Origin of the sequence: Variovorax sp. OV329 (genome assembly GCF_900114785.1) — a bacterium.
Taxonomy (GTDB): domain Bacteria; phylum Pseudomonadota; class Gammaproteobacteria; order Burkholderiales; family Burkholderiaceae_C; genus Variovorax.
The window spans coordinates 1-11,848 of sequence record NZ_FOUG01000038.1 but is presented as its reverse complement, the minus strand read 5'-3'; the positions used below and the strand labels follow the sequence as shown (position 1 = coordinate 11,848).

Annotated in this window: 10 protein-coding genes; 6 read left to right on the top strand and 4 right to left on the bottom strand. The window is 64.9% G+C overall.

Annotated elements, in window-relative coordinates; all coding sequences use genetic code 11:
• Positions 1–14: 14 nt before the first annotated feature.
• Positions 15–587: a DUF427 domain-containing protein gene (locus tag BM345_RS29190; protein ID WP_093387268.1), complete on the bottom strand. Its 573-nt coding sequence runs from the start codon at positions 585–587 to the stop codon at positions 15–17.
• A 366-nt stretch (positions 588–953) separates the two neighbouring features.
• Here BM345_RS29190 and BM345_RS29185 point away from each other — a divergent pair, with 366 nt between their 5' ends.
• On the top strand, positions 954–2,399 hold the full coding sequence (locus BM345_RS29185; protein ID WP_093387266.1) for an IS1182 family transposase: 1,446 nt from the start codon (positions 954–956) through the stop codon (positions 2,397–2,399).
• Positions 2,400–2,711: 312 nt separating this feature from the next.
• Here the strand turns inward: BM345_RS29185 and BM345_RS29180 are convergent, their stop codons facing one another.
• Positions 2,712–3,629 carry a LysR family transcriptional regulator gene (locus BM345_RS29180; RefSeq protein WP_093387263.1) on the bottom strand — a complete coding sequence of 306 codons (918 nt, stop codon included), beginning with the start codon at positions 3,627–3,629 and terminating at the stop codon, positions 2,712–2,714.
• Positions 3,630–3,810: 181 nt separating this feature from the next.
• Here BM345_RS29180 and BM345_RS29175 point away from each other — a divergent pair, with 181 nt between their 5' ends.
• From BM345_RS29175 to BM345_RS29155, 5 genes are all read left to right on the top strand, one after another.
• Positions 3,811–4,464 carry a hydrolase gene (locus BM345_RS29175; protein ID WP_093387261.1) on the top strand — a complete coding sequence of 218 codons (654 nt, stop codon included), beginning with the start codon at positions 3,811–3,813 and terminating at the stop codon, positions 4,462–4,464.
• Positions 4,465–4,497: 33 nt separating this feature from the next.
• Entirely contained in the window at positions 4,498–4,800 is a 303-nt protein-coding gene (locus BM345_RS29170; RefSeq protein ID WP_093387258.1) for a DUF1427 family protein, read from the top strand.
• A 104-nt stretch (positions 4,801–4,904) separates the two neighbouring features.
• Positions 4,905–6,797 carry an amidohydrolase gene (locus BM345_RS29165; protein WP_093387256.1) on the top strand — a complete coding sequence of 631 codons (1,893 nt, stop codon included), beginning with the start codon at positions 4,905–4,907 and terminating at the stop codon, positions 6,795–6,797.
• Between the two features lie 15 nt (positions 6,798–6,812).
• Positions 6,813–7,211, top strand: a complete 399-nt coding sequence (locus BM345_RS29160) for a DoxX family protein (protein ID WP_093387253.1) — start codon at positions 6,813–6,815, stop codon at positions 7,209–7,211.
• On the top strand, positions 7,204–8,796 hold the full coding sequence (locus tag BM345_RS29155) for an MFS transporter (protein WP_093387251.1): 1,593 nt from the start codon (positions 7,204–7,206) through the stop codon (positions 8,794–8,796). The genes BM345_RS29160 and BM345_RS29155 overlap by 8 nt, the downstream gene beginning before the upstream one ends.
• A 322-nt stretch (positions 8,797–9,118) precedes the next feature.
• On the opposite strand, the gene BM345_RS29150 is transcribed toward BM345_RS29155, so the two are convergent.
• Both BM345_RS29150 and BM345_RS29145 read right to left on the bottom strand, forming a co-directional pair.
• Complete coding sequence (locus tag BM345_RS29150; RefSeq protein WP_093387248.1) at positions 9,119–10,756, bottom strand: hypothetical protein; 1,638 nt, start codon at positions 10,754–10,756, stop codon at positions 9,119–9,121.
• Between the two features lie 3 nt (positions 10,757–10,759).
• Positions 10,760–11,497 (bottom strand): hypothetical protein, encoded by a 738-nt coding sequence (locus tag BM345_RS29145; protein WP_139237676.1) that lies wholly within the window; start codon positions 11,495–11,497, stop codon positions 10,760–10,762.
• Positions 11,498–11,848: the final 351 nt, after the last annotated feature.

Sequence of the window (11,848 nt, the reverse complement as noted above, 5' to 3'; positions counted from 1 at the left end):
AGGCACCCTGCGCGTCACCATCCGGCCGAGCCGGGTTCGCCCTTGAACGGGCCGACGAGTTCGGGCGTGATCCAACCGGCGTAGAAGCGCCCGGGCTGTGGCAACACGCGAACACCATCGACCAGGCACTCGAGCTGCTGCGGATAGAACGCGACGTGGTCGCGCAATGCCGCGAACGTAAGTTCAGGCTGAGGGTAGAACCAAGCCGCTGATTCAAAGCGTCGCGTACCCGCAATGACGGTCAAATCGTGCGCCTCGCCTTTCCACTCGCAATGCGAAGTTCCTGTGGCCGCAGTCAGCGCATCGGGTCGCACGTCGGCTCGCGGCAGGTAGAAGGTCGGCGGGCTGGCGGTTTCGAGCAGCCGCAACGCGTTGCGGGTACGCGCGATTTCTACATTGCCACTGCGCACTACGATCTCGCGCCGGTCGGCCTCGATGCGGGGCGGGCGCGGATAGTCCCACACCGATTCCTGGCCGGGGCCCGGCGTTTGCGCGAATGGTGGGCGGGCATCGCCCACATGGCGCCATTGCGCGCGTGCTCTTTGGAGCCGCGCGATCTCTTCGGCGCTATCTCGTTCGGAAGCCATAGGGGATTCTTCCCGGCTAGCCGGCCTTGCGCCACCGACCCGAGTCAGGGCACAAAGTGGCCGGTGCGCCGTTCAGCCAAACTTGCTCTTCATTCAGCTGCAGCGAAGTCGAAGAGTCGATGTCGAAGGTGTCTGCCGAGATGCGCTTTCCGTTGGTCATGGGGCATTGTCGCTCTCCGAACCTTGCCTTGAACTGTGCACCAGTGGTGTGATGCCTCCGACCCATGAGAGTTTCTCAATTGGAGACTCCGCGGCAGAAGGGGGCTCTATGCAGGGTTTGCGCGGGCGCTCGCTGAGCAGCGAGATTGTGTGAAAACTCTTTGATGCTCGCCTATATTGAGTCAACCCGTTCGCGACGAGGTGACCATGAAGCGATTCATCGAAGGCGAGGACCGACATCAAGTCACATTGCTGCCCGAGTGCCTGGACGACTTTGTCGGCGACGACAACCCGGTGCGTGTCGTCGATGCCTTCGTTGAAGAGCTCGACCTTGATGCTCTCGGATTCGAAGGCATAGAGCCGGCGGCCACCGGCCGCCCCTCGTACCACCCCGCGGTCCTTTTGAAGCTCTATATCTACGGGTACCTCAATCGCATCCAGTCAAGCCGCCGACTGGAGCGCGAGGCTCAGCGCAACCTGGAGCTCATGTGGCTCACTGGCCGTCTGGCGCCGGACTTCAAGACCATTGCGGACTTCCGCAGAAACAACGGCAAAGGCATCCGAAGCGTGTACCGCCGCTTCGTCATGCTGTGCCGTGAACTGAAGCTGTTCGGCGCGGTGGTGGCCATCGACGGCAGCAAGTTCAAGGCGGTCAACAACCGCGAGCGCAACTTCACCCCAGGCAAGGTCGAGCGGCTCGAGCGCGAGTTGGAGCAACGCATCCAGCACTACCTGGATGCGCTGGAGACGGCGGACCGCGTCCAGGCGGCAGATCTGCCAGCCAGGACTGAGCAGATTCAATCCAAGCTTCAGAAGCTGCGCCACAAGATGCGCGGTCTTCAGGCCGTGCGCGAGCAGTTGGATCGGACGCCCGATCACCAGCTATCGCTGACCGATCCGGATTCTCGGGCGATGACCTCGCACAGCATGAAGGGCACAGCGCTGGTGGGCTACAACGTGCAGACCGCTGTCGATGCCAAGCACCACCTCATCGTCGCGCACGAGGTGACGGGTACCGGCAGCGATCGAAACCAGTTGAGCAAGATGGCCAAGGCTGCTCGGGAGGCTATGGGCAGCAAGCGGCTTAGTGTGGTCGCGGACCGGGGCTACTACGGGGGCCCGGAGCTCAAGGCGTGCGCCGACGCTGGCATCAAGGCGTACGTACCCCGGGTGATGACCTCCAACGCGGCCGCCCAGGGGCGCTTCAGCAAGGATGACTTCATCTACATCGCCCGCGATGACGAGTATCAATGCCCCGCAGGAGAACGCGCGATCCACCGGTTCGCCAGGGAAGAAGACGGCCTCTTCATCCACCTGTACTGGACAAGCGCTTGCCCAAACTGCTCCATTAGAAAGCAATGCACAACCAGCAGCTACCGCCGGATCCGGCGATGGGAGCACGAAGAGATCGTCGAAGCAGCCGAGCGACGCCTGGCACGCCACCCGGAGATGATGAAGTTGCGCAAGCGCACCGTGGAGCACGTCTTCGGCACGCTCAAGCACTGGATGGGCTCCACGCACTTCCTGACACGCGGCAGCGAGAACGTCGCGACTGAGATGAGCCTAAACGTCCTGGCCTACAACATGAAGCGAGTGATGAGCCTGCTCGGTACTGCCAGAACCATGAAGGCGATGCGGCTTGCCGGGGCCTGAGCCCCTTTAACCAATCACCAACCGCTCAAATCGGTCTTCCCAAGCTGTGCCAAGCCCTGCGGCTCAAGGTGAAGCGGGATGCACTCTTGCTTCCCTCACACGGACTTCAGGCAACGAGGCCGAGCGTGTTTCCACACGGCCTCCAGCGTTTGCGGACCTTCAGCCCCGCAGGCGCGAATGACCGAGAACTGACGCACAGCGGGCCATCCGAACTGCCCTACCCTGTCGTGGATGCTGGATGTCGCGTAGGTGCACTTTGCAGTCACCAGACCCGAAGCGGGATGGACATTTTTGCGGGACGCATTCCGAAAATCAGGGCATCCAGAACGTGCGAGGCAGTAGTGCAGGCACCAGCGTGCGGTTCAGCCGCTCGCGCCACCAACGCAGCGCCTGGCCCTGCGCGCCCGTCTTCCACGCCAGCCAGAAGGACTCGGGGGGGCGGGGCTCCTCGGTCGGCAGCTCGACCAGCAGGCCGCGCTCCAGAGCCAAGGCAACGCAACTGCGCGGCAGGAAGCCGTGGCCCAGGCCTGCCACCTGGCATGCAATCTTGGCCGTCATCGTCGGCACCGCGATGCGCGGCTGGCCAGCCAGCAACCCAACCGTGCGGTCCGACAAGGTGCGCGCGCTGTCGCCCACCACGATGGCGTTGCACTCCAGCAGGTCGCGGCGCTGCAGGGGGCGGCTCAGCCGCGTGAGCGGATGGGTGGGCGCGACACAGAAGGCGAACTCGACGCTGCCCACCGTCACCGCCTGGTAGCCGCCGCCAGCCGGTCCTTCGCCAGCGGCTACAACAATGTCGGCACGCCCTTCACGAAGCGCCTCCCAGGTGCCGGTCAGCGCCTCGCTCCCAACACGCAGGCGGGTGCCGCAGCGCAACTCCTCGAACGCGCGGATGTCGCCGATCAGCGCCTCACTCGGGATGAGGGAGTCATGCACAAGGCTCAACTCCGACTCGTAGCCAGTCGCAATCTGCCTCAGGCGCGACTCCAGGTCCCCGGCGGCACCCAGTAACCAGCGGCCTTCCCGCAGCAGTTCCTCGCCCGCGGCCGTGAGGCTGACCCGCGGGCCGTTGCGTTCGAACAGGGGCAGGCCCAGCTGCTCCTCCAGCTTGGCGACGGCGTAGGAGATGGTGGAGGGCACCTTGTTGAGCCGCGCAGCGGCCGCGGCAAAGGAGCCGTGGCGCGCAATGGCGTCGACGACTTCAATGGCTTCGAGGGTGAGCTTGAGCATGAGGTAGAGCTCCTCGCAAATTCGAAAAAATCGATGATAGGAAGGAAAAAATTTCGTCGATCCTGGTGAACTCGCCGGAGATGATGGCGGCACTGCCGAGGAACTGACTCGAAATAGTTCCAAAAGCAGATCGTGAATTCAATCGAATTCTGACCTATTACCTCGACTTTCAGGAGCCCTCATGACCGTCAAAGCCACTCCCACCGCCGGTGCCAAGTTGCTCTCGCCCAACGACCACGCGTTGGTGATGATCGACTTCCAGTCGCAAATGGCCTTTGCGACGCATTCCATCGACGCGGTGACCCTCCGCAACAACGCGTCGCTGGTGGCACAGGCGGCGGCCGGCTTCAAGGTGCCGACCATCCTCACCACGGTGGCCGAGAAGAGTTTCTCGGGCCCGATGTTCAGCGAGATCGGCGAGGCCTTCCCAGGCCAGGGGATGCTGGACCGCACCTCGATGAACACGTGGGAAGACGCGGCAGTCATCGAGGAAGTGAATCGCATCGGCAAGCCGCGCATCGTGCTGGCGGGTCTGTGGACCAGCGTGTGCATCGTCGGCCCGGCGCTGTCGGCGCTGGACCAGGGCTTCGAGGTGTACGTGATCGCCGATGCCTGTGGCGACGTGTCGGCCGAGGCGCACAACCGCGCGATGGAACGCATGGTGCAAGCCGGCGCGCGGCCGATGACCTCGCTGCAGTACCTGCTGGAGCTGCAGCGCGACTGGGCACGTGGCGACACCTACGAACTCACCACCGGCATCGCCAAGAAGGTGGGCGGCGCCTACGGCCTGGGCATCACCTACGCGAAGTCGATGTTCGGCGCGCACGAAGGCTGATCCGTGCATGCGGGAACCAGAGCAAGGCCGGCCATGAAAACCTACCTCGTCTCACTTGCGCTGGGCCTGCTGGTCGGCGTGATCTATGCACTTTTCCAGGTGCGCTCGCCGGCCCCGCCGGTGATCGCGCTCGTCGGATTGCTCGGCATCTTGCTGGGCGAGCAGATCCCTCCGCTGGTGAAGCAGGCCTTCGACGGCCGGCCGGCCGTCTCCGGCGCGTGGCTGCACCAGCAGGTCAAGCCCCACATGTTCGGTGAACTGCCCCAGTGCACGCAGCAAGCAGGCGCGGCCAAGGCCGTCGACGCAGGCGCGACTTCGAGGAGCGACAACACATGACGACAGATCTGCCCGATCCGCGGCGCCGCCGCATTCTGGGCGCGGCGGGCGCTACCCTCGCAGCCTCCGGCCTGCTCCCTTCCCAATCCTGGAGCTCAGCGACGATGAAGAATGACGCCCAGCCCCCCGAGCTGATCCTGCACAACGGCCGGTTCACCACGCTGGACCGGTCCAACCCGACGGCCGATGCGGTGGCCATCCGGAGCGGTCGCTTCACTCACGTGGGCCGTGCCGGGGACATCCTGGCGCTGGCCGGCTCCGGCACCCGCGTGATCGACCTTCAGGGGCGGCGCGCACTGCCCGGGTTGATGGACACCCACCTGCACATCATCCGCGGCGGCCTGAACTACAACATGGAGTTGCGTTGGGATGGCGTGCGCAGCCTCGCTGATGCCATGGAAATGCTGCGCCAGCAGGTGGCCATCACGCCAGCACCGCAATGGGTGCGCGTGGTGGGTGGTTTCACTGAACACCAGTTCGCCGAGAAGCGTCTGCCCACGCTGGAGGAGGTCAACGCCGTGGCGCCCGACACGCCGGTGTTCCTGCTTCACCTGTACGACCGCGCGCTGCTCAACGGCGCCGCGCTGCGCGCGGTGGGCTATACCAAGGACACCCCGGCACCCCCGGGCGGCGAGATCGTGCACGACGGTGCCGGCAATCCGACCGGGCTGCTACTTGCAAAGCCCAACGCGGCCATCCTCTATGCCACCCTCGCCAAGGGGCCGAAGCTGCCGGCGGAGTACCAGCTCAACTCCACGCGCCACTTCATGCGCGAGCTCAATCGACTGGGCCTCACCAGCGCCATCGACGCGGGCGGCGGCTTCCAGAACTACCCCGAGGACTACCAGATCATCCAGCAGCTGGCCGACGCGGACCAGCTCACGATCCGCCTGGCCTACAACCTGTTCACCCAGAAGGCGAAGCAGGAGAAGCAGGACTTCCTGAACTGGACCGCCACTTCCAAATACAAGCAGGGCAGCGACTACTTCCGCCACAACGGCGCCGGCGAGATGCTGGTGTTCTCCGCCGCCGATTTCGAGGACTTCCGCCAACCGCGCCCGGACATGGCCCCGGAGATGGAGGGCGAACTGGAGGAGGTCGTGCGCGTGCTGGTGCAGAACCGCTGGCCCTGGCGCATGCATGCCACCTACGACGAAACCATCACGCGCGCCCTGGATGTCTTCGAGAAGGTCGACCGCGAGACGCCGCTGGCTGGCCTGAACTGGTTCTTCGACCATGCCGAGACGATCTCGGACAAGTCCATCGACCGCATCGCCGCGCTGGGTGGCGGGGTGGCGGTGCAGCACCGCATGGCCTACCAGGGCGAATACTTCGTCCAGCGCTACGGCAGCGCCGCGGCCGAGGCGACGCCGCCGGTCAAGCGGATGCTGGAGCGCGGCCTCAAGGTTTCGGCCGGCACCGACGCAACGCGCGTCGCCTCCTACAACCCCTGGGTGTCGCTGTCGTGGCTGGTCACGGGCAAGACCGTGGGCGGGCTGCAGATCACGCCCCAGCGCAACCTGCTCGATCGCGAACAGGCGCTGCGCCTGTGGACGGAGAAGGGCACTTGGTTCTCCAATGAAGAGGGAAAGAAGGGGCAGATCGCGGTGGGCCAGTTTGCCGACCTGGTGGTCCCCGACCGCGACTACTTCGCCTGTCCCGAGTCGGAAATCACCGACATCACTTCGCTTCTCACCATGGTGGGGGGCAAGGTGGTGTGGGGAGCGGGGCCTTTTGCAAGCAATGACGAAGGCTCGGTGCCGCCGGCCATGCCCGACTGGTCGCCGGTGCGCCGCTTCGGGGGCTACGGCGCCTGGGGCGAGAAGGAAGGCAAGCCCCTGCAAAAGGCGGTGCGCCAGGCGGCGATGTCCTGCGGCTGCGCCAACAACTGCAACCTGCACGGCCACCAGCACGCCGGTGCGTGGGGCAGCCAGATGCCGGTGTCGGACCTCAAGAGCTTCTGGGGCGCACTGGGTTGTGCCTGCTGGGCCGTATGACGCGAAAGGAATGAGATGCGCTGGATGACTTCCCCCGCCATTCGATGGATTGCCTTGCTGCTGCTGTGCGCGGCCTACTTGCAGGGCGGACTTCAGAAGGCCTTCGATTTCCCGGCCGCCATCGCCGAGATGAACCACTTCGGCCTCGCGCCCGCGGTGCCTCTTGCCATCGCCGTGATCGTGCTGGAGCTTGGGGCCGCAGCGATGATCCTCACGGGCCGATTGCGCTGGCTGGGCGCACTGGCCCTGGCCGGCTTCACGCTGATGGCCACCTTCGTGGCGCTGCGCTTCTGGGAACTGCCCGCCGGCCCCGCACGCTTCGGCGCCACCAACGCCTTCTTCGAGCACCTCGGCCTGGCCGGCGGCTTCCTGCTCGTGGCCTGGCATGACCTGCAGGAGCGCAGCAATGGCTGATTCGAACACCGCCAGCCCGCCAGCGCCCGGCGCCTTCGCCCCTTTGCGCCAGACCGTTTTCGCGGTGCTGTGGACCGCCACGGTGCTGGGCAATATCGGCAGCTTCATGCGGGACGTGGCCAGCGCCTGGCTGGTGACCGACATGTCGGCCAGCCCCACCGCGGTGGCGCTGATCCAGACCGCCGCCACCCTGCCGGTGTTCCTCCTGGCCATTCCCGCCGGCGTGCTCTCCGACATCCTGGACCGCCGGCGCTTCCTGATCTTCGTGCAAGTGGTGCTGGCAGCAGTCAGTGGCGCCCTGCTGCTGTTGTCCTCCACCGGCGCGCTCACGGTGCCCTACCTGATCGCGTTGACCTTCGTCGGCGGCATTGGCGCGGCGCTGATGGGTCCCACCTGGCAGGCGATCGTGCCGGAGTTGGTGTCCCGCGCCGACCTCAAGGGTGCGGTCGCGCTGAACTCGCTGGGCATCAACATCGCCCGCGCCATCGGCCCTGCCGCCGGCGGGCTGATCCTGGCTTCCTTCGGCGCGGCCGCCACCTACGGCGTGGACGTCGTCAGCTACCTGTTCGTCGTCGCCGCGCTGCTTTGGTGGAAGCGGCCTGCGGCCGCCGACAGCGCGCTTGCGGAAAGCTTCCTCGGCGCCTTCCGCGCCGGCCTGCGCTACGCACGCGCCAGCCAGGAACTTCACGTGGTGCTGCTGCGCGCCGTGGTGTTCTTCGCCTTTGCCAGCGCCGTGTGGGCACTGCTGCCGCTGGTGGCGCGCCAGATGCTGGGCGGCAACGCGAGCTTCTACGGCGTGCTGCTCGGCGCGGTCGGCGCCGGTGCCATCGCCGGCGCGCTGGTGATGCCGCGCCTGCGCGCACGGCTGGACGCCGACGGCATGCTGCTGCTGGCCGCACTGCTCACGGCCGGCGTGATGGGTGCCCTGGTCTTCGCGCCGCCCAAACCGCTGGCGGTGGTGCTGATGTTGTTCCTGGGGCTGGGCTGGATCATCGCGCTGACCACGCTCAACAGCGTGGCGCAGTCCATCTTGCCGAACTGGGTGCGCGGGCGGGGGCTCGCGGTGTACCTGATGGTGTTCAACGGCGCCATGGCGGCCGGCAGCCTGGGCTGGGGCCTGGTGGCGCAGGCCGTCGGCGTGCCGGCCACGCTGGTGGCCGGGGCCGTGGGCCTGGCGCTGGCCGGCTTCGCATTCCATCGCGTGAAGCTGCCGAAGGGAGAGGCCGACCTGCAGGCTTCCAACCATTGGCCGGAGCCGCTGCTTGCCGAGCCGGTGGCGCACGACCGTGGTCCGGTGATGGTGCAGGTGGAATACCGCATTCGCAAGGAAGACCGCCCAGCGTTCATCGACGCCATGAAGCGCCTGTCGCACGAGCGCCGGCGCGACGGCGCCTATGCCTGGGGGCTGCAGGAGCACTCGCAGGACGGTGAGCGTATCGTCGAGTGGTTTTTGCTGGAGTCCTGGGCAGAGCACATGCGCCAGCACCATCGGGTGTCCCAGGCCGATGCGGATCTGCAGAAGGAAGTCATGCGCTTCCACCAGGGGCCGGAGCGGCCCGCGGTGCATCACTTTCTGTCACTCTGACGTTGTGCCTGTGTCGAAGGCCAATGTCAGTCACGGCACCATTGCTGCCTTATCTAGCCGGCAGCATAACCGCGGGATTGCAGCGAAAGCGGGCTTTCGCGGAAGCGAGTCCGGGCGACTGCAGTTCGCCGCTCTCCGGACCGTCGCGAGTCCCGAGCATTCTCGCTCCGGTACTTGCCCTTCAAGCGGTGACCACCAATGTTGCGCAAGGGACGATGTCTATGCCAGGAGGGGCTGATTTGGTGTTATCGGTATTGCCCTGCCGTTACGTTCGGGGGGCGGCGGCACGCTTGCGCAGCGGTTGTTCTCCTTCACGCGGCTGTCACGGCCCTAGGTAGGCGGCCCCCTTTGGATGGTTGCTCGATGGGACCGGATCCCACAAAGCCTGAGAAAATCGACGGACGTGCAAGACGATGCCGATCCCAAAGCATGCGTGGAGCAGGCCGACCCCGGCCATGGAAGCAAACAACATCACTATTGCGGGAGGCATCCAGAGATGCGGATCGGAAGAGGTGTATAGCTGGACGTGGTCGACCAGACCTGGGGCCGCGATAAGTGTCAGGAGCGCAAGATGCACCCATGGCAAGAAGCTCGGAATGGGCGCGAACTGTGGGAACCACCTATAGGCGATGGCCCAAACGTAGAACATGGCAGCAAAGAAGAAGCAGAAACTGACGGCGTAGGCCCGGTGCGTCAGTGCCGCCTCGGCGAGCCCCGCGGCGAATAGAGCAAGCGAGAGCCCGATAAAAGCAGCCCGCGCCCCGTGGCGTCGAAGCGCCGACAAGACGGCGGCAAGGCAAAGGAGGCAGATCGCAAACAGCGGCCAGGTGATCGCGTTGACAGTCCAAGGAGGTGGGGCCAGCTTCATGTCAAGAAGCTGCAAAACTCGCAGGCCGAGTTGCAACACGATGCACAACCCCGCGACCACGAGCAATGTGCGGGGAAATCGGCGGTCCGTCATTCGAGTGTCGGCCTCTGCAGCATTGGCGGGGGATCCGGACCGAAGCGAAAGGGTGAAGCCGACGGCGCCAAGCAACAGGGTCGACTCCATCGCCCCGATCGACAAGGAAACCAGACCTCGCCACTGGAGATCAAGTGCCTCAAGGTCCGTTGCTTGTCCGAAGATCAGCAGGCCGCCAAGGGAAAGCACAAGAAGGCTCGCGCACAGGAAGACAGCGGAGGCGACCAACCATGCCCAGCATTCGGGGGGCATTCTCGCCAGCGTCAGCCTTGGCGGTCGCATGTTCAAGATGCTCACGATGAGTCGACAGGCGAACGTGGCGAAGGCCCACGTCACGGCAAGCACGGCTATCCCGGCGGCCAGATGATTGAGCCCTCTCCCAGTCGAGTCCAGTGCAGCCGCCACAAAACTTGCGGCCCCTCCAACTGTCAGCATCCACTGGCTTGGGGGAACCACCGCCTCTGCCATTTCGCCTCCGTCGATCTGTAAGGAGATCAAACGTGAGATCAGGCCAATCGTCAGCGGTGCGATGGCGCCATAAACGATGGCGAATGATGTCAGAAGGCTGGCGGCGGTGCGGTTGTTGTGTAGGTGGAGAAAGATCTCGGGCGTGTTGAGGGCGTACACGACGAGCGTGAGCGCCGGGAAGACCGCTCCAATCGACAGCCACTGCCGAGCAAGGTTGACACGAAGGGGGCGTGATTCGATCGTTTGCTTGTGCCGCTCGTACTGCTCGGGGTAGTTTGTTTGCTTATCCCGGACCACCACTCCATATCTGGCGCCGGCCGCTTGCGGCACCAACATAGGGGGTGCAGTTTGCTGATCTTCGCCGGACGAACCGGTCAACCTGCGAAGGAGCCGCGCCAGGTACAGGACGAGGCTGGAATTTCGAATCTCACTGGCACTTTGGGTGAGGATGTTGTCCGAGCCTTTGAAGTAGATCTCGAAGGCGATCGGAATGGCAGTAGCGGCCACTGCAAATGCAATGATGAACCACATGTGTCAGGCCTTGGCGATCAGGGCCAGCGCGTAGGCGCCAACGAAGATGTGCGCGAACACCGCACTGATAAGGTTCCAAGTGGGGCTGGGCTTGCCAAGTTCGGCCGTCTGCACTCCGACACAGGCAAAGATCGTGGCCAGCAGCGAGCCAAGAGTGAGGCCACCGAGCACGGCCAAGTTGCGGTTCGCACTGGGCATCTGGGCCGTCGCCCCGGCGACTTCCGGAATCTTCAAGAGCCCAGGAAATACATCCGCATCAGAGAACACCTGGAGGGACAGGCAGGCGATGGCGCCGCCGAAGACCATGATGCACATGTCAAAGGCATGCTTCTCGTAGCGAAACTTGGCGGTCGCCAAGAATGTGATGGCCGTCTTGAAGACGAATCCTGCGTAGGCAAGGGCCAGCACGAACAAAGACTTTTCGTGAATGGGCGGGGCCCAGCCGCGCGCGGCCATGGGGTACGGGAGGTAGACCATCACCAAGCCAAGGGCGAGCATGGCGACCAGGAGATGGAACTTCGCCGCGGCGCTTTCCGCCTCTTCCTTGGCCTTCTTCTGCTTCTGCGCTTCCTCGTCTTGCTTGACTTTGCGGGCCGCCTCGGCCGCGGGGTCTGGCGTCGTCTTCTCGGCGACCGGGATGGTGGTGTCTGGGTCGGTGGTGGCGGGCCTGAGGCCTCCTCCGCCGTCTTCGCCCTCGCCGTCCTTGCGTGGCAAGGCCGGCCTGTGCAGCGGTGGTGTCATGACCCGCGAACCCGTCGCGGCCAGAGAGGTGTGCGAATCGGCTTGGTTGGCGACATCTCGGCTCCTGGGAGTTGGTCGCAATGGTAGTGAGAAAGTTCGCGAATCACAAACGACTAAAGCTCGCCTGACGGCCGAGGCAAAGCGCCTGTGGGTTCTTCCCTCAGAAGACGCAACGGCAGATCCGAGCCGCTGTACCGCAGCGAAAGCCGCCCTTTCCCCCCTCGCTACGCGAGCGCCTGCAGTCCGGCGCTTTCCTGGTAAGCGTCCGGTGAACTCGCCTTGACGGCGATTCGCGCAGGTCAGCTCTGCTGCCAGCGATGCGGCAGGAGCTCTTCGATACGGCTGGCGGGA